The 22856-nt window shown below is 41.7% G+C and carries 24 protein-coding genes, 1 pseudogene and 1 other annotated feature; of the genes and pseudogenes, 5 read left to right on the top strand and 20 right to left on the bottom strand.

The features are described from left to right. Positions 1-7 precede the first annotated feature (7 nt). The 7 genes from secA to WKT00_RS00340 all read right to left on the bottom strand — a co-directional run bounded on the left by secA (position 8) and on the right by WKT00_RS00340 (position 8606). The gene (gene secA, locus WKT00_RS00370; RefSeq protein WP_101694680.1) at positions 8-2572 is read right to left on the bottom strand and encodes a preprotein translocase subunit SecA; all 2565 of its coding nucleotides are present in this window, start codon (positions 2570-2572) and stop codon (positions 8-10) included. A gap of 89 nt (positions 2573-2661) precedes the next feature. Then, positions 2662-3468 (bottom strand): phosphoribosylformimino-5-aminoimidazole carboxamide ribotide isomerase, encoded by an 807-nt coding sequence (gene hisA, locus WKT00_RS00365; RefSeq protein WP_340260233.1) that lies wholly within the window; start codon positions 3466-3468, stop codon positions 2662-2664. A gap of 193 nt (positions 3469-3661) precedes the next feature. Further along, the gene (locus tag WKT00_RS00360) at positions 3662-3997 is read right to left on the bottom strand and encodes a hypothetical protein (RefSeq protein WP_340260231.1); all 336 of its coding nucleotides are present in this window, start codon (positions 3995-3997) and stop codon (positions 3662-3664) included. Positions 3998-4135: 138 nt separating this feature from the next. Beyond that, positions 4136-6088, bottom strand: coding sequence for a fructose-1,6-bisphosphatase (locus WKT00_RS00355; protein ID WP_340260229.1), 1953 nt, complete (start codon positions 6086-6088; stop codon positions 4136-4138). Between the two features lie 80 nt (positions 6089-6168). Beyond that, positions 6169-6927, bottom strand: a complete 759-nt coding sequence (gene dapB, locus WKT00_RS00350) for a 4-hydroxy-tetrahydrodipicolinate reductase (RefSeq protein WP_173814088.1) — start codon at positions 6925-6927, stop codon at positions 6169-6171. 69 nt (positions 6928-6996) lie between these two features. Next, entirely contained in the window at positions 6997-7887 is an 891-nt protein-coding gene (dapA, locus tag WKT00_RS00345; RefSeq protein WP_101694685.1) for a 4-hydroxy-tetrahydrodipicolinate synthase, read from the bottom strand. Between the two features lie 92 nt (positions 7888-7979). Next, on the bottom strand, positions 7980-8606 hold the full coding sequence (locus WKT00_RS00340) for a single-stranded DNA-binding protein (protein WP_101694686.1): 627 nt from the start codon (positions 8604-8606) through the stop codon (positions 7980-7982). 198 nt (positions 8607-8804) lie between these two features. Between WKT00_RS00340 and typA the strand changes: the two genes are divergently transcribed. The 4 genes from typA to hpf all read left to right on the top strand — a co-directional run bounded on the left by typA (position 8805) and on the right by hpf (position 12765). Further along, on the top strand, positions 8805-10628 hold the full coding sequence (typA, locus tag WKT00_RS00335; protein ID WP_340260225.1) for a translational GTPase TypA: 1824 nt from the start codon (positions 8805-8807) through the stop codon (positions 10626-10628). Continuing rightward, complete coding sequence (locus tag WKT00_RS00330) at positions 10628-11521, top strand: phosphatase PAP2 family protein (RefSeq protein WP_173814086.1); 894 nt, start codon at positions 10628-10630, stop codon at positions 11519-11521. The genes typA and WKT00_RS00330 overlap by 1 nt, the downstream gene beginning before the upstream one ends. After that, complete coding sequence (locus WKT00_RS00325) at positions 11518-12129, top strand: transporter (RefSeq protein WP_101694689.1); 612 nt, start codon at positions 11518-11520, stop codon at positions 12127-12129. The genes WKT00_RS00330 and WKT00_RS00325 overlap by 4 nt, the downstream gene beginning before the upstream one ends. 102 nt (positions 12130-12231) lie before the next feature. Next, on the top strand, positions 12232-12765 hold the full coding sequence (gene hpf / locus WKT00_RS00320) for a ribosome hibernation-promoting factor, HPF/YfiA family (protein WP_101694690.1): 534 nt from the start codon (positions 12232-12234) through the stop codon (positions 12763-12765). A 54-nt stretch (positions 12766-12819) separates the two neighbouring features. On the opposite strand, the gene WKT00_RS00315 is transcribed toward hpf, so the two are convergent. The 12 genes and pseudogenes from WKT00_RS00315 to WKT00_RS00260 form a co-directional block, all read right to left on the bottom strand. Then, on the bottom strand, positions 12820-13536 hold the full coding sequence (locus WKT00_RS00315; protein WP_340260220.1) for an AAA family ATPase: 717 nt from the start codon (positions 13534-13536) through the stop codon (positions 12820-12822). Between the two features lie 53 nt (positions 13537-13589). Beyond that, positions 13590-13952: a VOC family protein gene (locus WKT00_RS00310; protein WP_340260218.1), complete on the bottom strand. Its 363-nt coding sequence runs from the start codon at positions 13950-13952 to the stop codon at positions 13590-13592. 67 nt (positions 13953-14019) lie between these two features. Further along, positions 14020-14178 (bottom strand): DUF3592 domain-containing protein, encoded by a 159-nt coding sequence (locus tag WKT00_RS00305; protein WP_340261517.1) that lies wholly within the window; start codon positions 14176-14178, stop codon positions 14020-14022. Between the two features lie 21 nt (positions 14179-14199). Further along, positions 14200-14547, bottom strand: a complete 348-nt coding sequence (locus tag WKT00_RS00300; protein ID WP_340260216.1) for a hypothetical protein — start codon at positions 14545-14547, stop codon at positions 14200-14202. 78 nt (positions 14548-14625) lie between these two features. Beyond that, entirely contained in the window at positions 14626-14994 is a 369-nt protein-coding gene (locus WKT00_RS00295; protein WP_340260214.1) for a hypothetical protein, read from the bottom strand. Between the two features lie 59 nt (positions 14995-15053). After that, entirely contained in the window at positions 15054-15374 is a 321-nt protein-coding gene (locus WKT00_RS00290; protein WP_340260212.1) for a hypothetical protein, read from the bottom strand. Positions 15375-15398: 24 nt separating this feature from the next. Then, positions 15399-16030: pseudogene (locus WKT00_RS00285) on the bottom strand (GyrI-like domain-containing protein). Between the two features lie 74 nt (positions 16031-16104). Then, complete coding sequence (locus WKT00_RS00280; RefSeq protein ID WP_340260210.1) at positions 16105-16419, bottom strand: hypothetical protein; 315 nt, start codon at positions 16417-16419, stop codon at positions 16105-16107. A 48-nt stretch (positions 16420-16467) separates the two neighbouring features. After that, positions 16468-17139, bottom strand: a complete 672-nt coding sequence (locus tag WKT00_RS00275) for a hypothetical protein (RefSeq protein WP_340260208.1) — start codon at positions 17137-17139, stop codon at positions 16468-16470. A gap of 13 nt (positions 17140-17152) precedes the next feature. Further along, entirely contained in the window at positions 17153-17605 is a 453-nt protein-coding gene (locus tag WKT00_RS00270) for a helix-turn-helix transcriptional regulator (RefSeq protein WP_340260206.1), read from the bottom strand. 215 nt (positions 17606-17820) lie between these two features. Then, positions 17821-18012, bottom strand: coding sequence for a hypothetical protein (locus WKT00_RS00265; protein ID WP_340260204.1), 192 nt, complete (start codon positions 18010-18012; stop codon positions 17821-17823). Next, complete coding sequence (locus WKT00_RS00260) at positions 17997-18656, bottom strand: 3-isopropylmalate dehydrogenase (protein WP_340260202.1); 660 nt, start codon at positions 18654-18656, stop codon at positions 17997-17999. The genes WKT00_RS00265 and WKT00_RS00260 overlap by 16 nt, the downstream gene beginning before the upstream one ends. A gap of 485 nt (positions 18657-19141) precedes the next feature. Here WKT00_RS00260 and WKT00_RS00255 point away from each other — a divergent pair, with 485 nt between their 5' ends. Further along, the gene (locus WKT00_RS00255; protein WP_340260200.1) at positions 19142-19768 is read left to right on the top strand and encodes a hypothetical protein; all 627 of its coding nucleotides are present in this window, start codon (positions 19142-19144) and stop codon (positions 19766-19768) included. A gap of 297 nt (positions 19769-20065) precedes the next feature. On the opposite strand, the gene leuS is transcribed toward WKT00_RS00255, so the two are convergent. Beyond that, positions 20066-22495 (bottom strand): leucine--tRNA ligase, encoded by a 2430-nt coding sequence (gene leuS / locus WKT00_RS00250; RefSeq protein ID WP_101694693.1) that lies wholly within the window; start codon positions 22493-22495, stop codon positions 20066-20068. 67 nt (positions 22496-22562) lie between these two features. Further along, positions 22563-22829 (bottom strand) — a binding site (T-box leader). Positions 22830-22856 lie beyond the last annotated feature (27 nt).

Here is a 22856-nt window from a genome sequence, read left to right as displayed (position 1 = left end):
TTTCTGATTATTTCCGTCCACAGCACTGTTTGTATTTCTTACCGCTTCCACATGGGCATGGATCATTTGGATACACCTTTTTCTCCGCCCGCTTCTTCGGCTCTTTTACTGCGCTGTCATCTTTATTGGTTCCGGTCACCTTTGCAACCTGTTCTCTTTCCACCTTCTGTTCCAACTTGATGTGAAGCAGCGTACGAACCGTATCTTCCTCAATACTCTTCGTCATCGCATCAAACATCTCATATCCTAACATCTTATACTCTACCTTTGGATCTCTCTGACCATATGCCTGCAGACCGATTCCCTGACGAAGCTGATCCATATCATCAATATGATCCATCCATTTGGCATCGATCACCTTCAGAAGTACCACTCGCTCCAGTTCGCGGATGTGTTCCGGCTCTGGGAACTCAGATTCTTTCGCCTCATAAGCCTTGGCAGCCCGCTCTTTGAGCATATGCTTCAACTCTTTCTGGCTCATATTCTTAACGTCTTCTTCCGTAATCGGAGCCATTGGAATCGTATTGTGAAGAGCCAGATTCAACTCAGCTAAATTCCACTCTTCCGGATCCTGATCGGAACTGGTCATACGATCCACCAGGTTTTCTACATATTCGTTCATCATATGGAAAATAGAATCCCGCATATTTTCTCCGTCTAACACCCGGCGTCTCTCTTCGTATATAATTTCTCTCTGCTCGTTCATAACCTGGTCGTATTCCAGCAGATTCTTACGGATTCCGAAGTTATTGCTTTCAATCTTCTGCTGTGCCTTCTCGATTGCACTGGAAAGCATCTTATGTTCAATCTGTTCCCCGTCCTGCACGCCAAGTGTATTAAACACATTCATCAGACGCTCGGATCCAAATAAACGCATCAGATCATCTTCCAGAGAAATGTAAAATCTGGATTCACCCGGATCTCCCTGACGTCCGGAACGTCCGCGCAGCTGGTTATCAATTCGTCTGGACTCATGGCGCTCCGTACCGATGATCTTTAAACCGCCGGCCTCTTTCGCCTCATCATCCAGCTTAATATCCGTACCACGTCCCGCCATATTGGTCGCAATGGTAACGGCATCATGGATACCCGCCTGAGCAACAATCTCCGCCTCCATCTCATGGAACTTGGCGTTCAATACATTATGCTGAATACCTCTTCTCTTCAGCATTCCACTTAACAATTCGGATGTTTCAATGGTAATTGTACCTACCAGAACCGGCTGATGTTTCGCATGTGCCCGCTCAATCTCATCACAGACAGCGCGGAACTTTTCTTTCTGGGTCTTATAAACCGCATCCTCTAAATCCTCACGGAGAACCGGTTTGTTGGTCGGAATCTCAACAACGTCCATTCCGTAAATCTCACGGAATTCCTTCTCCTCTGTAAGGGCAGTACCTGTCATACCTGCCTTCTTCTGGAATTTATTAAACAGGTTTTGGAACGTAATCGTTGCAAGTGTCTTGCTCTCCCGTTTTACCTTCACATGCTCCTTCGCCTCAATCGCCTGATGAAGACCGTCAGAGTAACGGCGTCCTGGCATAATACGTCCGGTAAATTCATCTACAATCAGAACTTCGTCATCTTTCACCACATAGTCCTGATCTCTAAACATCAGATTATGTGCGCGAAGCGCCAGAATAATATTGTGCTGAATCTCCAAATTCTCCGGATCTGCAAGGTTATCAATATGGAAGAACTTCTCTACCTTCTTTACACCATCCTCGGTCAGGTTGACATTCTTCTCCTTCTCATTGACAACAAAGTCACCTGTCTCTTCAATATCTTCACCCATAATGGCGTTCATTTTGGTGAATTCTCCGCTTGCCTCTCCACGCTCCAGCTGACGGGCCAGAATATCGCATGCTTCATAAAGCTTCGTAGACTTTCCGCTTTGTCCGGAAATAATAAGCGGAGTACGCGCCTCATCAATCAGAACTGAGTCAACCTCATCAATGATGGCATACTTCAGCCCTCTCTGCACCAGCTGCTCCTTATAAATCACCATATTATCACGCAGATAATCAAATCCCAGCTCATTATTCGTCACATAAGTGATATCACAATTGTAAGCAGCCCGTCTTTCATCATTATCCATACTATTTAATACAACGCCGACTGTCAGCCCCAGGAATTCGTGAACCTGTCCCATCCATTCCGCATCACGCTTTGCAAGATAATCATTGACCGTGACGATATGGACACCCTCTCCTGTTAATGCATTTAAATATGCCGGAAGGGTAGACACCAGTGTCTTACCTTCTCCTGTCTTCATCTCTGCAATACGACCCTGGTGAAGAATAATTCCACCGATTAACTGCACTCGGTAATGCTTCATTCCCATTGTACGGAAAGCTGCTTCTCTGACAACCGCATATGCCTCCGGAAGCAGGTCGTCAAGCGTCTCCCCCTCTGCTAGGCGGTTCTTAAACTCTTTGGTTTTTCCCCTCAATTCTTCATCCGAAAGCTTCTGTATTTCCGGCTCCAATGCCTCGATCGCATCTACGATCGGGTAAATTCTTTTTAATTCATTTTCACTATGTGTTCCAAATATTTTTGTAAATAAACTCATGTGACGTATACTCCTTGTCATGAATTTGGCCTATAAATGACCACTCTATCCTTCCATTCTAGCACCAACACTGTTTCAGTTCAACTAATTTATAAAGTGTTCACACTATCGTTACGATTCGGACATAGTCCCTGCCTTTTTACATACTCATAAGGTATCGAACCGCCAAATAAATCCAACGCACTTCCGATTGTATAGTCCAATCGCCCACCCGACATCTGCCGGAAGGCTTCCAAGTCTTCCATTTTCCCGATCCCCCCTGCGTAAGTAATCGGTATGTTTTCCACGGACCGCAGTATTTGCACCAAATTTTCTTCCACTCCGGAGGCTTTTCCCTCTACATCCACTCCATGTACCAGAAATTCATCGCAGTACGCTGCGAGCTCCTCCATTTTCGCTCTTGTAAGGCGTACATTCGTAAATGTCTGCCACCGATCCGTCACAATATAGTAATCATCGCCTTTTCTGCGGCAGCTGACATCCAGCACCAGATGCTTTCTTCCCACTGCCTTTTCAAGCTCCTTAAGCCTGTCTAAACGGATTTCCCCGTCCTTAAATACATAGGATGTAACAATGACATGACTTGCTCCGGCCTCCAAATACTCTTCTGCATTCTCCGCCGTAATTCCGCCTCCGACCTGCAGCCCTTTCGAATATGCCCGAAGCGCTTTCAGCGCCTGCTCTTTCGTCTTCTCGTAATAAGGAGAAGACGAAGAGTTCAGAAGGATCACATGCCCGCCCGGCAGATCATCCTCCCGGTACATTCTCGCATAATACGCCGCATCCTGATCCGATCTGAAATTTTCAATCGCCTGATCTCCCTGATCTTTCAGGCTTCCTCCCACAATCTGCTTTACCGCTCCATTATGAATATCAATACATGGTCTGAACCGCATAATACTCTCCTTTTTTCATCCGCAATTCTTTGCTTTTCATTGATTCATGTTTCGTGCTTAGTTTATTCTACCATAGGCCGCACTTCTTGAAAAGAGAGCACACTCTATTTCATTTTACATTCAGCCACATTTCCATCAAACAAAAATACCGGGACTTACCAAGCCCCGGCATCACAAATATTCTATCTCACTTTTATCTTGTTGTCTTATCAGGATCATTTTCATCCATCATTTCATTGACTCCGTTTTCGGCATCTTCTTTTATGTCCTTGGCTCCATCTTTGATATCTTTGCCAATTTCATCTGCGACGCCGTCACGATTGCCATCCTCTATGGCATCATTCTTTCCAGCATCATCCATCTTGCCCTCTTCATCATCCGCCATATCTCGATCCTGATCCTTACCTGTAGGATCCTGATCCTGCGTCGCCTCGTTATCCTTTGCATTCTTGTCGCTTCCACAAGCGGTTACACTCATCATCGTCCCTGCACACATCAGAACGAGCATCCATTTTTTCAACTGTTTCATGTCTGTCTCCCTTTCCTGTATCATGGTCTGTTATCAAGCAATACTTGCTACAGATACTATTTGCAGATACCGGAAATTTATACCGCTTTTTCTATGGAATTTTTTTCCTTTTCTTTTGGCTGAAACGTAGTTAAAACATCACATCCGTTCTGCAATCTTTCCACTTCGGTAAGCTGCCAGCAGACGTTCCAGATCCAAAATCTGTTCCTGCAACTCTCGTCCTACATCCGTATCCCCAACCAGCTTACGCTCAACCACCCGTTTAACGATTGTACTGTCCGAATGAATATCACTTTCTTTTTCGATGGCACCTTCCGTAGATTCAAACGGCTCATGGGCGGCCAGAATCAAACCGTAAGAATTATAGATAAGCGTATACCCTGCAATTCCCGTTTCTTTCTGATAAGCTTTGGAAAATCCACCATCAATAACCAGAACTTTTCCACCACATTTCACCGGACTCTCCCCACTTTTACTCTTAACCGGAACATGCCCATTGATAATGTGGCTTCCCTCTTCCGGCAGACCAAACTCCCGCAAAATTCCATTCATTGCCTGCTCATTCTCCAGAAGATGATAGTAGGGATTTTTCTCTTCCTTATGGGTCGCTTTATCTGCAAGAAAATACCGTTCAAACGTCGCCATCTTATCCTTTCCAAAAAGCGGAGAATCTTCTCCCAGCCAGATATACCACATCAAATCCCGACCTTTTTTTCGCTCTTCTTCCTCCATCGCATAAAAGCCTTTTCTCACAGAACTTTCCAGCATCTCGTACAAGCTTTTCCCCTGATATTCTTTCCCATATAAAGAAACTTTCTTCAAGCTCCCATCTTCCGCAAGCGGTACACAGCCATGATACAGAAGATTCTGATTGCAAATCTTATAAAGCCCGCCTTTACTTAGCAGAAACCTCATATGCCGCTGCAGCTTTTCACAATTCTGAAAGGCTCCCGTCAGACGCTCCATAATCTCCTCTTCCTCTTTCGTCAGCGCATAAGGATCTTTCCAATCAACCGTAGGGAAATTCGTATCTAACAGCTCATATGTATGCCCCTGTATCTCTATCGTTCCAGTCTCACAATTCATAAGGTGCAAAAGATTCCTGCTATCCAAATGAAATTCCGGATGCTCTCGGATCAATTGCCCTTCCACCTTAAACTGAATCACAGACATTGCCTTATGCATCTTTATTTCTAAGAGCTTCTCTTCTTTCCCATGCCCGGATTCTCCTTTCAGCTGAAAGCAGGCACAAGAATCCTGCTCATACGTATTCATCGCAAATGTGGCAAGCGGAAGCAGATTAATTCCATATCCATCCTCAAGAATATCTAAATTGCCATACCTTGCGCAAATGCGTATCACATTCGCAATGCACCCTCTCTGACCGGCTGCTGCCCCCATCCACAACACATCATGATTCCCCCACTGGATATCCACAGAATGGTACGCCATTAACTTGTCCATAATAATGTGCGGCCCAGGCCCCCGATCATAAATATCCCCTACAATATGAAGATGATCTACGATCAGCCGCTGGATCAGCTCACTTAGTGCAACAATAAACCGATCTGCACGCCCAATACGGATAATCGTACTCACAATTGCATTATAATAGGATTCTTTATCTATTCCTTCTGCCTTTTCCGTCATCAGTTCTTCGATCACATAGGCAAAATCCGGCGGAAGGGCTTTGCGCACTTTAGAGCGGGTATATTTACTTGCTGCACATTTACACACTTCTATCAGGCGATACAGAGTAATCCGGTACCATTCCTCCATATTTTCTTCTTTCTGTCTGATCCGCTCCATCTTCTCTTCCGGATAATAAATAAGAGTAGCAAGCGTCTGTTTTTCCCTGCTACTCATTGTATTCCCGAATACATCTTCAATTTTACGGCGCACTGATCCCGAACCATTCTTAAGCACATGAGAAAAAGCCTCATATTCCCCATGAATATCCGTAAGAAAATGCTCCGTGCCTTTCGGCAGATTCAGAATTGCCTGCAGATTAATGATCTCCGTTGATGCCTTGGCGATGGTTGGATACAATTCAGAAAGGCGTTCCAGATAACGATCTTCCAATTCTTTCATGCAGTCCTCCTTCTCTTTGCAGACAAGGACAGCAAAATCCGGCTTTTTCGTCCATCTCCTGCTGTCCTTGTTCTGTAAAGTTAAAAATGAATTACATCTGACATATCATAGCGCCCAGCTGGTTTCCCTGCCAGGAACTTCGCAGCTTCCACCGCTCCTTTTCCAAATACAGATTTGGAATACGCGGTGTGCTTAAACTCAATCACCTCATCCACACCGGCAAAAATCACTTCATGGTCTCCCACGATCGTTCCACCACGTACAGCTGAGATTCCAATTTCTTTCTGATCTCTTTTCTGTCTGACCTGGCTTCTGTCATATACATATGTATATTCCTGATCCAAAGCCTCATTGATCGAATCTGCCAAAGCCAGAGCCGTTCCGCTTGGTGCATCTACTTTCTGGTTGTGATGCTTCTCCACCAATTCAATATCGTAACCAGCCGGTCCCAGAACCTTTGCCGCATCCTGAAGGAGCTTCATTAAAAGATTGATTCCCAAAGACATATTGGCAGATTTTAAGACTGCCGTCTTTCCTGCCGCCTCTTCTACCTTCGCAAGCTGCTCTTCGGAAAGTCCCGTTGTACACAGTACAACCGGAAGCGCCTTCTCCACACAGTACTTAAGAAGCGCATCTACTGCCGCCGCATTGGAAAAATCAATCACAACATCTGCTTCCACATCACACTTCTCAATGCTATCAAATACCGGGTAGTCGTTGGTGATTCCCATATACCGATCAATTCCCGCCACAATTTCTATCTGTTCATCTGCTTTTGCAAGACCACTGATCACCTGACCCATCTTGCCATTACAGCCATGCATAATCGCTCTTACCATCTTTTTCTTATCCTCCTGTCACTTCTGCAAAAGCATTTTCGCCATTGTATGTATCACGCCATGCCACTCCTAGACAAGCGCAATCCCGAAATCCTTCATTGCCTTCGCCAGTGATTTCTCATGTTCCGGTGTCAGTTCCGTAAGCGGCATCCGAAGCGGACCACAATCGTATCCCATCAGCTTCATCGCCTTCTTTACCGGAATCGGATTCACTTCGCAGAACAGCTGCTCTACCAATGGAATCGCCTTTAACTGAAGTTCTGTACTGGCCTTTATCTCTCCGTTAAAGAAGAATTCACAGATATCGTGCGTCTCTTTCGGAGCAACATTAGACAATACAGAAATGACTCCCTTTCCGCCCAGTGACAGAATCGGCACAATCTGATCATCATTTCCGGAATAAAGATCAATGTTCCCATCCGTCATTGCCATAATTTTCGCAACCTGGGAAATGTTGCCGGAAGCTTCCTTGACTCCTACAATATTATCTACATTCTTCACCAACTCTGCAACGGTAGCTGGCTCGATGTTACATCCTGTTCGACTTGCAACACTGTACATAATAATCGGAGCTTTTGCTTCTCTGGCAACTGCTGTATAGTGAGCAATCAGTCCCTGCTGGGTTGCCTTATTGTAATACGGAGTCACAACCAGAAGTCCGTCTGCTCCGTTTTCAGCCGCCTCTCTTGACATCTCAACAGCCGTTCTGGTGCAATTTGAACCGGTTCCTGCAATTACCGGAATCCGCTTTTTCGTCCGCTCAATGGCAAACTTCACACACTCCATATGCTCTTCTTCCGTCATCGTGGCTGATTCCCCTGTAGTTCCACATATAATAATACTATCCGTACCATTCTCACAGTGATAGTCAATTAATTCGTCCAGCTTATCATAATTGATCTCTCCATTCTCCTGAAATGGGGTTACGATCGCTACGCCTGCGCCTGTAAAAATAGACATAATATCCTCCTGCCTTTCTATCAACATTCTGAAATACATTCATAATGAAATTCTATCATTATTCAAATATGATGTCAATGAAAAGCCCTTCTCTACTCCATGCACTCAAGTTTGCTGACCGACACCTCGTATGCCACCCGTCTTTCCGTCCTCTCTTCTGTCAGCTTTTTCACATATTCCCGGCTTTGGATTCTCCCTGTAATCTGCACATGTTCTCCAACTTCAAAGGAAGAAGCATACCTGGCATTCCTTCCCCAGCAAATACAAGGTATGTAATCGGATTTTCCATAAGGTCGGTTAACCGCCAAAAGAAGATCTGCAATTTCTCGTCCAAGAGGCGTCTTCCGATACACCGGAAGTTTACAGATATATCCGTCTAACAGGATATTATTTGTCTTCGCTCCATCCAGCTCTTCTTCAACAAATTCAATCTCCCGCGCAAACACAGACAGAACCAGTCTGTTCTTCACCTCGTCATGTCGGTTATAGGACCGAAACTGTCCGCTCACCATAATAAATTCTCCTGTGTAATCCTGTGATACATCAATCAGCCGTTCCGATACCATAACCGGAATCTGATCCTGTGAGTTGCTAAGTCTTCTGACACTTACTTCTACCATATAGAATCCTTCTCCAAACACCTCATGGCTGAATGTAAATGGAGTTACGATTTCTCCCATAATGGTTACCTGGTTGTTTTCAATAATCTTATCTGACATAATTTGAGTTTCTCCCTTCCTCTGCGTCGTATTTCTAGGTCATTAATCAGTCTATGAACGGTTCTGGCATTTTAGAACTACTTTTTTCAAAAAATCAGATATCCGCATCCCGGTACTTGTAAAATCCACAAAATATGATAAACTATTAAAGTTAATGTAAAAAAATGTATTTAATAGGTAGAGAAAAGGAAGGTTCATATGAAAACAAAACGTGAAGATGTTCGTAATATTGCAATCATCGCCCATGTTGACCACGGTAAAACCACCCTGGTGGACGAGCTGTTAAAACAAAGCGGTGTATTCCGTGAAAATCAGGAAGTAGCCGAACGTGTCATGGACTCTAACGATATCGAGAGAGAGCGTGGAATCACCATCCTCTCTAAAAATACTGCCGTCTATTATAAAGGTACGAAAATCAATATCATTGATACACCAGGACACGCTGACTTCGGAGGCGAAGTAGAACGTGTTTTGAAAATGGTCAACGGTGTTATTCTGGTCGTAGACGCATTTGAAGGCGCCATGCCGCAGACCAAATTCGTATTAAGGAAGGCACTGGAATTAGATCTTCCAGTCATCGTCTGCATCAATAAGATCGACCGTCCGGAAGCAAGACCGGAAGAAGTTATTGACGAAGTTCTGGAGCTTCTGATGGATCTGGATGCATCCGACGATCAGCTGGATTGCCCATTCATCTACGCTTCCGCCAAATCCGGAATTGCTGTTTTAGACTTAACAGATGAAGAAAAAGATATGCAGCCGCTGTTCGAGACGATTCTCGACTATATTCCAGCTCCGGAAGGTGATCCGGAAGCCCCGACTCAGATGCTGATCAGCACCATCGACTACAATGAATATGTCGGCCGAATCGGCGTTGGAAAAGTAGACAACGGTACCATTGCCGCCAACCAGGATCTGATCATGGTTAACCACCACGAGCCGGACAAACAGAAGAAAGTAAAAATCAGCAAATTGTATGAATTTGACGGATTAAACAAGGTTGAAGTCAAAGAAGCTTCCATCGGTTCCATCGTTGCCATCTCCGGTATTGCAGATATCTCCATTGGTGACACACTCTGCTCCCCGGAAGATCCGACTCCGATCCCGTTCCAGAAGATTTCTGAACCAACCATCGCAATGCAGTTCATTGTCAATGACAGCCCATTTGCAGGCCAGGAAGGAAAGTACGTTACCTCTCGTCACCTCCGCGACCGTCTGTTCCGTGAGCTGAACACAGACGTCAGCCTTCGAGTGGAGGAATCCGAGAACACCGACAGCTTCCGTGTATCCGGCCGCGGTGAACTTCATCTTTCTGTATTGATCGAAAATATGCGTCGAGAAGGATATGAATTTGCAGTCAGCAAAGCAGAAGTTCTGTATAAAAAAGATGAAAACGGGAAATTATTAGAACCAATGGAAGTCGCTTATATTGATGTACCGGAAGAATTCACCGGAACAGTCATTGATAAATTAAGCCAGAGAAAGGGAGAACTCCAGAATATGGGAACCGCAAGCGGCGGCTACACTCGTCTGGAATTTAAAATCCCATCCAGAGGTCTCATTGGCTACCGCGGAGAATTCCTGACCGACACCAAAGGAAACGGAATTATGAACACCGCATTTGACGGATATGCCCCATACAAAGGCGATATCCAGTACCGCAAACAGGGATCTCTGATTGCATTTGAAACCGGAGAATCCGTAACCTACGGTCTCTACAGCGCCCAGGAACGTGGAATCCTCTTTATCGGCGCCGGCGAGAAAGTTTACTCCGGTATGGTAATCGGCCAGAACGCTAAAACAGACGATATTGAAGTAAACGTCTGCAAAACCAAGCATCTGACTAATACCCGTTCTTCCAGCGCAGACGATGCACTGCGCCTGTCTCCTCCGAAGCTCTTAAGTCTGGAAGAGGCGCTTGATTTCATCGATACCGATGAACTTCTGGAAGTAACACCGGAAAACTTGAGAATCCGCAAAAAAATCTTGGATCCAAAAATGAGAAAACGAGGAAACAGATAATGTCATTCTTATGGTTATTAGAGGGGATTCGTACCCCATTTCTCGATAAACTAATGCAGTTTATCACTTATTTCGGCCAGGAAGTTATCATCATTGCGTTTGTCTGTGCACTATATTGGTGCATAGACAAACGTTTTGCATATCTGCTTGGTTTCACTTACTTTACCGCTGGTCTTTGTGTCCAGACCTTAAAAGTTACCTTCCGCATTCCCCGCCCCTGGGTACTGGATCCCGCTTTCCATGCAGTTGAAAGCGCAGTCCCCGGAGCTACCGGCTACTCTTTTCCCAGCGGACACACCCAGGGAGCCACCTGTCTGTTCTACCCGCTGGCGAAAAAGTCCCAAAAACTCCCCCTCAAAATCCTCTGCGTATTAGCTTTTCTTCTCATTGGATTTTCTCGGATGTACCTGGGCTGCCATACTCCAAAAGACGTGCTGGTATCTATGGGATTGTCTCTTCTTATCGCCACATTCATCTGGCACTTTCAGTCTGCATTTCTTGACGATAACCGTTACCTTAAGCCTATTGCCTTAATACTCTTTCTGACTTCTATAGCTGTTGCACTCTATGCACTATGGCTTATGAAAAACGGAACCATTAGCGCCAAATATGCTTCCGACTGCTGCAAAGCCGCAGGCGCAGGTCTTGGCTTTTCTGTCGGCTGGTACCTAGAGCGAACCCATTTCCATTTTGATCCCCAAATCGGCTCTACTTCCGCAAAGGTAATCCGACTGCTTTTGGGGCTATTTTTCACCGTACTCTTAAAAGAAGGTCTTGGGATGCTGGCACAAAGTTCTATCTTGGCAAAGATGGCGGAATACTTTATACTGGTATTATGGATTTTAATTATCTATCCATGGATCTACCATAAACTAGCCAGGAGGAATTTATGAAACATTTTGCAGAAAAATTTTTACAACGTGTAGCAGTTATCTTGGAATTTTTCATCGCTCTCATGTTATCTGTCGGTATTATTTTACTTTGTCTTCGGATGGCAGGTTCACTGATCTATATTCCAGATCTGCAAGTGTGGCCAAACTATGACGATCTGCTAGAGACATGCTTTAACCTGATTATCGGTGTTGAGCTGATTCGCATGATGTATTACCACACGCCAAACACCGTCTTCGAGGTACTGCTCTTTGCCATTGCAAGACAGGTCATTATCGACCACTCTTCTATTATGGGCAGTCTGATCGGCGTCTGTGCCATCGCAGTCCTGTTTGCTACCAGAAAGTTCTTATTCTGCGAATTCGATATAGCAGAAGAAATCATTTTCCGAGCAAGCACAAAGGCTCATACCGTTAACAAACTTCTCGATATTGATATTCCACATGAAAAAGGGGAAACTCTTCTCGATGTCCTTTCAAAAAAATGTGAAGAGTACGATATCGAAATCGGGGTTGGTGCGAGTGTTTATTTTCCAGACTTTGGTCTTCGTGTAGCCAAAATGCATGACAAAAAAGTTTCAAGAATTCAAGTAATACATGCTATACATTGACGTCAAAACGTGTTATACTACATATATCAGATAGATCGTTGGTATTTATATTAATTATCTGACTATATCTTCTGAAATTATGTCGAAAAGGGGTTGGACAGCATGAAGTATATCATTATTGGAAAAAACATCGATGTAACACCAGGATTAAGGGAGGCAGTTGAACACAAACTCGGAAAATTAGAGCGATATTTTACTCCCGATACGGAAATTCACGTAACTTTGAGTGTTCAGAAAGAACACCAGAAAATTGAAGTCACCATCCCTGTCAAAGGTGGAATCATCCGCTCCGAACAGGTAAGCAGTGACATGTATGTATCGATTGACCTGGTAGAAGAAGTCATTGAACGTCAGCTTCGCAAATATAAAAACAAACTGAATGCAAGACATCAGGAAGACGGCAACTTTAAACAGGAATTCTTTGATGCTGCAGACAGTGTAGACGAGGATAACGAAATCAAGATTGTCCGCACCAAAAAATTCGGATTCAAGCCAATGTATCCGGAAGATGCATGTGTGCAGATGGAATTACTGGGACATGATTTCTATGTATTCTGCAATGCAGAAACAGACGAAGTAAATGTTGTATACCGCCGAAAAAATGGTACCTTTGGATTGATTGAACCAGAATTTTAAGTAAAATTTTATAAAGAGTGGGAGCAAAATCAAAGATTTTGCTCCCACTCTTTCTTACTCTTTAAACAACCTATCCAGCAATTGCTCTCTATGATTCACAAACATTTCCGTCACCTGATAGCTAGAGGTATCTTCATACGCACAAGTATGTACTGCACCTTCGTCAAACGTCCATATCTTGGCTTCTGGAATGGCCAGTAAAATCGGCGAATGCGTTACGATAATAAACTGTGCACCGGCTTTTGCATATCGATGGATTTCCAACATAAGCGTCAACTGCCTGTGCGGTGACAACGCTGCCTCCGGCTCATCCAAGATATAGATGCCATTCGGCTGCATTTGCTGCTGTGCCAATGCCAAAAAACTCTCTCCATGAGATTGCGCATGAAATCTGCTTGATGGATGCCCTGCATCTGCATAATCTTCTTCTTTTGTTGCCACGTTATAAAAACTCTCTGCACGTAGAAAATAACCGTGCTTCGCCTGCCTGAATCCTTTGGACAATCGTATCGCTTCACAAAGATTAGAATGAGAATCATAGGTAGAAAAAGAATAGTTCTTCGTTCCACCCTCCGGGTTAAACCCATAAGCAACCGCAATCGCTTCCAATAACGTAGATTTGCCACTTCCGTTTTCTCCGACAAAAAACGTAATAGGGGTTTCAAACTCTAATTGCTCAACCCCTTTCAGTGCCTCAATGTTTTTCAAATAGCTGTCCCGCTCAATTTTATTCCAATCAATTTCCAATCCACGTATAAATTGCTGATTCATACAATCTATTTTCCCCTTTTGTCCACATAAAAATACACATCACATTTCTTTACTTACATAGGAGTTCCAACTTCTATCAGATTTCCATCCAAATCGTAAAAACGAACCACTTTTTGCCCCCAGCTATGTGTCACAAGCCGATTTACATACTGAATGGAAGGATATAACTTTTCCAGCTTTTCGACAAAGCCTTCTATGTCCTGCTCTTCAAAATACAATTCACAAGAATTATTTCGCGGAATAATATCTTTCTCCAAAAATTTCTTCCAAATATCTTCCTCCTGCAGGACAAGACCTTCTGTTAAAATCACATTGCCTTCATGATCGAGTATCACATCAAGTCCAAACAAGTCATGGTAAAACTTTTTTGATTTTTCAATATCTTTGACAACAATTAAAACATTTTTTAATTTCATTATCTGTATCTCTCCTCTCCAACGCGGAAAACCGGAATTTATTCGTTTACTATTTAACTCTTGCAGATTATAACTGTATTAAAAAGAATACCAATACACTGAGAATTATTATTACCATCCCCACTAAGACGAACATTATGGATGTAAAGCTTCCCGAAATTGGTCTGTCTACATAACATTTTTTAGGATCGTTTGGATTATAAAAAACTGTCACCTTACTGCCGATAGGCCATAGCTGTTCTGCAATCTAATGCAAATTTGCAATAGGTCCGATTTTTATATGTAGCCAACCTTTTTCATCTTCATAAGCTTTTGACTGCACCTTTATGGGGAGTCCAGATATTCTTATTCTCTTTACTCCACGAAATTTTTTCTTCGCTTTATAACAAACCCCATCCACAAAATATTCCACAATTGGATACATTCTTCCATCCCCTGGAAATCCATATTGTATAACAATGCCTTCTGTATGTTGCGTACACAGCTTATTTTGCCTTTCTGCGATAATATTGATGATGACTCCGGCCAACGCTAATATTATGCCAAGACCTCCGACTGTTATCACTTCTAACCATGCAATTTGTAATTCAAACATAGCATTCATCTCCTTAAATAATATACTTGCTCTATAAGCTGGAATTTACACACTTCCCATATCATCTAATGCTAATAATCAAGATTTCTGTTGCAACCAATAACTAGAAATTGCTTCTAACGGAGCATATTTATCATATTCTTTTTCACACTTTTTCAATTCTCTATATTCTCTTTTTTCTTCCTCACTCATGTTCAGCGGATTTTTATACAGCAAATCTTCATACAAATATACACTAATTTCCATATTCATAATCTCATCATGTAATTCACTTATCTCTTCTTCAGATACGTCTAATTTAAGAGAACAAGGAATTTCATCTACAAAACCAAGTTTATATAAATTGTAATCCTCAATAATTATTTCAACTTTCCAATTAGGTTTCAGTTCAGAGAGTAATGACTTATATAATTCAGCTAAAGATTTTGGTATGCTTTCTATAAGCATAATATCAGTTCCCCCTACAACTTCTAATTTAACATTCACACTACAAACTGAGATTTGCATTAGTCATCTAGTGTACACAGGCGCCACTCATTTTCATATAAGACAGCAATTCCATCTGTTACTTTTGCATATGGCATTTCCAATTCTCTGTTGAAGTTTGTTTCGCCATCTTTTTTGGGAAAGGTATCTGTATATGATGATATATGTCCAATGATAGCACGATCGTCAACTTCTTCTACCATTGACTCCGAGACCAAATAATAAACCTCTCCATCCACCATAATAGCAGCCGGATAATCTGTTTTAGACTCCGATGTCGTACAACCAACTGTTCCACACAGACAAATCAATACCAGTACAATTGCTATTGTCTTTCGCATCCTCATCCCCCCAACTTTTAACTTTTACACTTTTCTTATCGGATGTCTAATGACAGTTTTCCACTTTTCCGGAGCAACCTTTCTTGCATCAGACATATAAATCTCATGGTGTAATCTATCCTTGTTTATATCATTAACATATCCATTCTGCTCCAAATATGCATCCATAAGTGCAACGGTTGCGGGTTCATCGTCAAATGCTCCCAAGTGCATTATCTGAACACACAGACCCTCGTCAATGCTCATAAATTCTGCCGATGAGCAATCATTTTTTTCTTTTTGGCTGCGGTTTCAACCGCCCAATCAAAGTCCTTTTGGGTTATAAAGTCAGGCAAACGGATAACAGAAATCCAATTAAATGTGGACTTTTCAGTATAATCCACACCATCCAAATTTTCTTGCCACCAGAATCCTTCAAGCGGAGGAACTACATATTCAAAAAAGCCCTCAATTTTATAGTCGGCTTTATAACTCATTTTCAGCGTGTATGCAACAGCATATAACATACTAATTGCCTGCTTATATGCTCCGCCTTCTTCGTTTGGATTTCCCTTTCCTCTGACTGCAATGTAATTTGCTTTAGGAACATTTACAATCTCTGGCTTATTCTTCGGCATATAAAATTCTTTGTATTCTTTCTTGAAATCAAAAGCCATAGCTACCTCCATAGTTCCTATTTGTTTATCTCTTATTTTTTAAGCACTCTTGTATACCCCAACTAAATTATAAGCTATCTTTTTCTGAATGGCAGCGCCGTTAAATTTCCAAGCGCCGCGATAACACCATATACGATCGCATAAATCCATGCGGTTGAATTATAGAAAATAAATATAGATGGAGTAAATATAAGCGCTGCAAGCAAAGCATACCAAGGGTTAAAACCATTTTTTATTCCATACATAACAGACGTCAAAAAACATATTACAGGGATAATAATTAACAGAATCACGATCCCACTTCCTGTATCTTTTATCCCCCAAGGGATTCCATAAAAAGCTATGCCTAATACAAAATAAAAAATAAGATTTCTTTTTATTCTATCCATAAAATTTTCCCCTCTAAACTGAAAACTGCAGCTCTATTTATGGAGTATCTATATCGTTTTTTCTAACACAAACCATAATCCAATGAAAAACACCACAAATATAATCATACTTAATGTGGTAAAAATTTTGCTATATTGCATTATACTTTCCATCTCTAACAAAGTGTTCAAATTGATAGTTTCGCTTTCTGTTAAAGCATTCACATCTGTATATGGTGTCAATGCCTGATACTTTAAATTGAAAGAAAAGAAAATAATTACATAAACACCTATTAGAAAGCCTAAAATAATCACAAATTTGTTCAAGGATCTATCCCACGTAAATTTTCTTTTTTGTAAAACAAAGAATACAAATAGCATTACCGCACTTCCCAAAAGTAAGAGCCCTATTTCCATTGCAAATGTCAAAAGTATCTGATTATTTGTTTTTCCCACTACTAACATTATAAGTGAATCCATTCCTGTTTTAACACATGAAGCAATTATTCCAAAGATAAGGCCATGAAAACTCGCCTTTATAAGATTGTCGTTCCCGGTATTTGCAATTTTTCCAGCAAAATATAAAGAAGCAGAATAAAGTCCCCATAATATGAATGACATTACAAAATACAGATCAAAATGGCTCAAAGACATATAGGGTATCCCTACGAAGCACTTTGAAATTATCCCAAAAGCAGTTGTTGATATGGTTACAATTATCAAACTCTTATTTTCTTTCATTATTCATATACACCTACTCTATTTCTCTCAACTTTTTGGAAATCATTAAATGAACGATCAGCAATAGTATCACTATACAAGCGAAAATAATGGTTATCCACACAGGCGTCTGCACTTCTGGACGCAGTCCCAAAATTAAGATTCCCATATATATGCTGCCTATAATTTCAATTAACTTCTGTACTTTTTCACGTTCTTCCCGGAGTTGTACCCTGCTCTTTATCTTCTCTAACTTCCATATCCCATAATTAATCTGAACGTCTCTTACATCTTCGTCTGCGATCAATTCATCCATACTCACATCTAATTCCAATGCCAGTTTTTTCGCCGTAATCAGGTCCGGACACCTCGAACCATTTTCCCAACGACATATGGTCTGCCTTGAAACATAAAGTTTGTCGGCAAGCTGCTGTTGTGTAAGATTCTTTTCTTCTCTTAACTTCTTGATATTATCATTTAATGCCATACTGTGTACCTCTCTTTCATTCTTATCATATAATGATAAAACTCAAAAGAAAAGTACCGGTCTGCATTTCCTTTGTTTCCATTTTGGTAACATACGGTCAGATTCTGTAAAACCAAAATTCTACGAGAGTCAATAATATAAAACTATAACAGCCCTGACTCAACAGACAAAGCGGTTATATTCTCAACTCCCTCAACATCGGGGATATCATTATTCTATTTCCAGTTCTTGTCCATGATTTCTCTCGCCTGTTCCTCCGTAAGCTGATATTCCTCTTTTATCTGAGATAGCGTTTCATTATAAGACAGCCCTAATTTCTTACACATCATTATTCCGCCTCTAGTACTTCCGGCAAAATCTGCTTCTCTCAATTCTTCTGAAAATAATTCATTCAATGCGTCACACATCCTTTTTCCTCCTCCATTTGCTTCCAATTCGCTCGCGCAATCAGATTCATCACTGCGGAGTAGTCCTTGGAATGTCTGTTTTTCTCATAGTTCGATACTAAGGTGCGAATTTCTTCTCCTGCCTTTAAGTTCGTTCTAAGAACCTGTAACCAGTAATTTTCATCTTCATCTAATTCTTTCAGGTTCAAATACTGCATCGGAATAGCATCTCCCTGAAGATAATAAATACCTTTACTTTTCTTCTCTATTGTTATGTTTCTCACTTCTTGCAAATGCCGAAACATTTCTCTCGGATAGTGGCTTCCAGCGAATGTAATCGTCATATCTTTCGGGTCGATTTCCCTCACGTGCTCTGTGTTGGACTGATAAAAGCAGGTGTACCCATACACCTTATAAAAATCATTTACACTCAAAACGTCTTCCGGCGACTTATACTCAATAATATTATGCCCCCGGAATATTCTTCCTATCTTCTTCTGTATGACAATCTCTCGTAGTTTCTTGATTGCCAGAATGTCAATCTTGGGTGGCGCTTTACTAAGAAGATATTCCTCCTGCAACTCCAGATATTTCATTTCTTCTGATAAAGTAATCCGAAGTGCCGCTGCGAATGCCGGGTGCCATTGTAACTTATCTTTTCCCATCTTACGCTCCTTCCCGCAGGAAGGTGTGCAAAAGAGAAGATACCTATAATTTTTATTATAAGGATACTAAGACAAATATACAACATCTTTCCTGCCATATCTGATTGTGATTTGAAAATCTTGGAATTCTCTGACCGAATGGTCTGAATCTTATAGAACATGTTCCTTAGAGTTCTTTGATAAGGTTAGTATAGAAGATAGCGAATAGAAAGGCAAGAAAATATTTTAGCAAAATATCAGTTACGCCAGCAAGGTATCCCATACTAATGTTAAGAACAAGGTCTATCTTCTGACATTGTTCAAATGTATCATAGCGTTTTCCATTTTCAACCTTAGAGCAATCACTCTGGTCAATCCCAGTCATATGTTACCTTTTATAGTTTATACAATATACGATTAACCCATGTCACAATGTCCTATTTGCAATAGGGTTAAATCGACCTATTATTGAGTGTAGTACTATAAGAAGAAAGGAATGTGAAATTATGAAAATGAAAAAATTTTTTCGCATAATAACTGTTCTACTTTTATTTACAGCCTTGATGGTTAATTCCAATCAAACTGTGTATGCAGAAGAAAAAGAACCTACTGTAACTTGGAAAATACCTCAGAAAATAAAAATTGGAGAAATTGTTAAGGCAGTTGCAGAAGGGACGAATTTCCCTACAGAACCTCTAAGTGAATGGAAAAATCCTTGGACTGGCGAGATATTTTATTTCCGACCTTTAGCAACATTAACCAAGCCAAATCTGTACGGGGGTCACTCAGATCTTTTTGGAAGTGCAGGATTTGAGTCACATGTTTTTGAGGCATCAGAAGTTGCAGAAGATGGTTCTGTAGAAATTTCTGTGGGGGAAGACGGGGTTTCAGCTTTTAAACCCGTTACAATTACTTTGCAATGTGCAGTAGTTAATTCATCATCAGGAACGATTATAAAAAATATTGCGGAACCATATTCTGTTACAGTAGAAGAACCTGTTATTGAAGATAACGCTCCTCAGGCAGTTAATATTGGAGATACGGAATCACTCTTTATCTTATCCAGTATCTTCCTTGAAAATTCTACAAGTTCCTTTTTATCCGTTTCATCAGGACGACCTGTCGCAAATTGATGCATAATAGAATGTTCTGCAACAGCTGTAATAGCAGCAACACAGTAAAAGCCTTTCTTTGTTAAATAGTCCGCTAATTCTTTCAGCGTGTCTTCATATGCTCTGTTTCCATAAGATACTACTGGAAAAAATATCAGGCGTTTTCTAAAGCATCCGAAAAATTTATCGAAAAGCTAAAACAGCTTTCTTGATTTCACTTCGTTTCATCTCGCTTGATTACGTCACCCCATAAATACCTCAAGCCGAGGAAACTTCCCTGCAAGCAGGTGTTCCCTCGGCTTGAATTATTTGCGCGGCTTACTTTTGAACAATATTTATAATCTTCTTTGGTACATAGATCTCTTTCACAATCGTACCTGTCAGTTTATCTGCAATCGCTTCTTTTCCTGCTGCAATCGCTTCTTCTTTGGAAATATCTGCTGCGATAGAAATGACAGCTCTTGTCTTTCCGTTGATCTGTACCGGGACCTCGATCTCATCATCTTTCATGGCATTCTCGTCATAGGTAGGCCATCCGGCAGTAAATACGCTTCCTTCATGTCCTAACTGCTCCCACACCTCTTCTGCGATATGTGGTGCAAATGGGGACAGAAGCACTGCCATCGTTGACAGCGTCTCTTCATCGATTCCGCCTTCTTTTTTCGCAATCTCAATGAGCTTGTTATTATGCTCCATGAATCCAGAGATTGCAGTATTCAGACTGAAGCTCTCCAGACGGATTGTAATATCCTTCACCAGTCTATGACGTTCTTTAATCATTTCTTTAGAAGCTTTTACGTTTGCTTCCTTGCTGTCCATAACAAGATTCCAGAATCTCTTTAAGAATCTGTTTACACCGTCAATTCCTCTGTCATCCCACTCTGCGTCTAACTCCGGCGGTCCTACGAATAATTCGTACATTCTTAAAGAATCGCATCCGTAATCTCTTACGAGGTCATCCGGAGATACGACATTTCCTTTGGATTTACTCATCTTAATTCCGTTTTTGCCTGTAATCATTCCCTGATTGAAGAGTTTCTGGAATGGCTCATCAAAATCGATTGCTCCGATATCACACAGGAACTTTGTATAGAAACGTGCATACAGAAGATGAAGTACCGCATGCTCTACACCACCGATATACATATCTACCGGAAGCATCTCATCTGCTTTTTCCTTGGAAACCAGTTCATCATTATTGTGATTGTCCACATAACGCAGGAAATACCAGGAAGATCCTGCCCACTGCGGCATTGTATTTGTCTCACGTTTTGCAGGCTGTCCACATACAGGACAAGTACAATTTACCCACTCATCAATAGCTGCAAGTGGAGATTCTCCGGTTCCTGTCGGCTCATAAGATTCTACGTCCGGAAGTTCCAGTGGAAGCTGATCTTCCGGTACCGGTACGTTTCCGCAGTGCGGGCAGTGAATGATCGGGATTGGTTCACCCCAGTAACGCTGGCGGGAGAATACCCAGTCACGCAGCTTGTAATTTACAGTTGCACGTCCAATACCACGTTCTTCGATAATATGTGGGGCTTCTTTTTTAAGGACTGCGGATTCCATTCCATTCCACTCACCGGAGTTAATCATGGTTCCAACTGCCTCTGTGTAAGCCTCTGTCATATTTTCAATTTCTTTTCCGTCTTTTGCAATAACCTGAACAATCGGAATGCCGAATTTCGTTGCAAATTCAAAGTCACGATCGTCGTGAGCCGGTACACACATGATTGCTCCGGTTCCGTAATCTGCAAGTACATAATCAGATAACCAGATCGGTGTCTTCTCTCCATTTAACGGGTTAATCGCATAGCTTCCTGTAAATACACCTGTCTTATCTTTATCCTGCAGACGATCTACATTTGACTTCATAGATGCGTCATAAATATATTTCTCAACAGCTTCTCTTGTCTCATCATTAGCAAGGCTTGCAGCCAGCTCATGTTCTGGAGCAAGTACCATGAAGGTTGCACCATATAAGGTATCTGGTCTGGTCGTATAGACCGTAATCTTCTCGTCCCGTCCATCTACCGGGAAGTCCACCTCTGCTCCATAAGATTTTCCAATCCAGTCGGACTGCATTTTCTTAACCTTTTCCGGCCAGTCAAGCTTATCAAGATCACTTAACAGACGCTCTGCGTAAGCAGTAATCTTTAACATCCACTGACGAAGATTTTTCTTCGTTACTTCTGCTCCGCAGCGCTCACATTTTCCGTTTACCACTTCTTCATTGGCAAGACCTGTTTTACAGGACGGACACCAGTTAATCGGGAACTCCTTCTCATATGCAAGACCTTCTTTAAACATCTTTACGAAGATCCACTGTGTCCACTTGTAGTAATTCGGATCTGTGGTGTTTACTTCGCGATCCCAGTCGTAAAGCGCTGCAATTTCATTAATCTGACGCTTGATATTCTTGATATTTTCCGCTGTAGAAATAGAAGGATGCACTCCCATCTTGATTGCATAGTTCTCAGCCGGAAGACCAAAAGCATCCCATCCCATCGGATGAATGATATAGTATCCCTGCTGTAATTTATATCTGCTCCACACATCAGAGATCACATATCCTCTCCAGTGTCCTACATGCAGACCATTTCCTGACGGATATGGAAACATGTCCAGACAGTAATATTTTTCTCTCTTGCTGCCATCTGCATTTTCCTTGACATTAACCGGGTTCTTCTCCCAGTTTTCACGCCATTTTTTCTCAATTGCCTTATGATTATAAGGGACTTTTGACATGATAAACTTCCTCTCTTTCTTCTTTCATAAAAATCATTTCATAAAAAAACAAAAGCCTTCACATCTCACAAGAGACGAAAAGGCTTATTTTCCGTGGTACCACTCTTCTTCATCCGCAGATTCCTCTGCAAATGCACTCATTGTTTCTATAACGGGAATTCCCGCCGACATCTATACATACACTTTCATTTTCCTCTTTAGAAAAGTAAAAAATCCCGTGTCCTTCAATACCGGAACTCCAAGGCGAGTTCAAAGTTTCCACCCGCTGCCTTGCACCATCCGGCAGTTCTCTGAACGGTTTCTCACTTCTACTGATCCTCTTCATCGCTTTTCTCATATACGTTACTTATTATAGGAAGAA

It is taken from the genome of Dorea sp. ICN-14282 (assembly GCF_037890115.1).
In the GTDB taxonomy this organism is placed as follows: Bacteria; Bacillota; Clostridia; order Lachnospirales; family Lachnospiraceae; genus Dorea_B; species Dorea_B phocaeensis.
This window is presented reverse-complemented; position numbering and strand designations above follow the sequence as displayed.

What these genes read in the sequence shown, in the direction of transcription:
- secA (WP_101694680.1), bottom strand. Translation starts at nt 2,572, where the DNA reads ATGAGTTTATTTACAAAAATATTTGGAACACATAGTGAAAATGAATTA.
- hisA (WP_340260233.1), bottom strand. Translation starts at nt 3,468, where the DNA reads ATGCGGTTCAGACCATGTATTGATATTCATAATGGAGCGGTAAAGCAG.
- WKT00_RS00360 (WP_340260231.1), bottom strand. Translation starts at nt 3,997, where the DNA reads ATGAAACAGTTGAAAAAATGGATGCTCGTTCTGATGTGTGCAGGGACG.
- WKT00_RS00355 (WP_340260229.1), bottom strand. Translation starts at nt 6,088, where the DNA reads ATGAAAGAATTGGAAGATCGTTATCTGGAACGCCTTTCTGAATTGTAT.
- dapB (WP_173814088.1), bottom strand. Translation starts at nt 6,927, where the DNA reads ATGGTAAGAGCGATTATGCATGGCTGTAATGGCAAGATGGGTCAGGTG.
- dapA (WP_101694685.1), bottom strand. Translation starts at nt 7,887, where the DNA reads ATGTCTATTTTTACAGGCGCAGGCGTAGCGATCGTAACCCCATTTCAG.
- WKT00_RS00340 (WP_101694686.1), bottom strand. Translation starts at nt 8,606, where the DNA reads ATGTCAGATAAGATTATTGAAAACAACCAGGTAACCATTATGGGAGAA.
- typA (WP_340260225.1), top strand. Translation starts at nt 8,805, where the DNA reads ATGAAAACAAAACGTGAAGATGTTCGTAATATTGCAATCATCGCCCAT.
- WKT00_RS00330 (WP_173814086.1), top strand. Translation starts at nt 10,628, where the DNA reads ATGTCATTCTTATGGTTATTAGAGGGGATTCGTACCCCATTTCTCGAT.
- WKT00_RS00325 (WP_101694689.1), top strand. Translation starts at nt 11,518, where the DNA reads ATGAAACATTTTGCAGAAAAATTTTTACAACGTGTAGCAGTTATCTTG.
- hpf (WP_101694690.1), top strand. Translation starts at nt 12,232, where the DNA reads ATGAAGTATATCATTATTGGAAAAAACATCGATGTAACACCAGGATTA.
- WKT00_RS00315 (WP_340260220.1), bottom strand. Translation starts at nt 13,536, where the DNA reads ATGAATCAGCAATTTATACGTGGATTGGAAATTGATTGGAATAAAATT.
- WKT00_RS00310 (WP_340260218.1), bottom strand. Translation starts at nt 13,952, where the DNA reads ATGAAATTAAAAAATGTTTTAATTGTTGTCAAAGATATTGAAAAATCA.
- WKT00_RS00300 (WP_340260216.1), bottom strand. Translation starts at nt 14,547, where the DNA reads ATGTTTGAATTACAAATTGCATGGTTAGAAGTGATAACAGTCGGAGGT.
- WKT00_RS00295 (WP_340260214.1), bottom strand. Translation starts at nt 14,994, where the DNA reads ATGCTTATAGAAAGCATACCAAAATCTTTAGCTGAATTATATAAGTCA.
- WKT00_RS00290 (WP_340260212.1), bottom strand. Translation starts at nt 15,374, where the DNA reads ATGCGAAAGACAATAGCAATTGTACTGGTATTGATTTGTCTGTGTGGA.
- WKT00_RS00280 (WP_340260210.1), bottom strand. Translation starts at nt 16,419, where the DNA reads ATGGATAGAATAAAAAGAAATCTTATTTTTTATTTTGTATTAGGCATA.
- WKT00_RS00275 (WP_340260208.1), bottom strand. Translation starts at nt 17,139, where the DNA reads ATGAAAGAAAATAAGAGTTTGATAATTGTAACCATATCAACAACTGCT.
- WKT00_RS00270 (WP_340260206.1), bottom strand. Translation starts at nt 17,605, where the DNA reads ATGGCATTAAATGATAATATCAAGAAGTTAAGAGAAGAAAAGAATCTT.
- WKT00_RS00265 (WP_340260204.1), bottom strand. Translation starts at nt 18,012, where the DNA reads ATGTGTGACGCATTGAATGAATTATTTTCAGAAGAATTGAGAGAAGCA.
- WKT00_RS00260 (WP_340260202.1), bottom strand. Translation starts at nt 18,656, where the DNA reads ATGGGAAAAGATAAGTTACAATGGCACCCGGCATTCGCAGCGGCACTT.
- WKT00_RS00255 (WP_340260200.1), top strand. Translation starts at nt 19,142, where the DNA reads ATGAAAATGAAAAAATTTTTTCGCATAATAACTGTTCTACTTTTATTT.
- leuS (WP_101694693.1), bottom strand. Translation starts at nt 22,495, where the DNA reads ATGTCAAAAGTCCCTTATAATCATAAGGCAATTGAGAAAAAATGGCGT.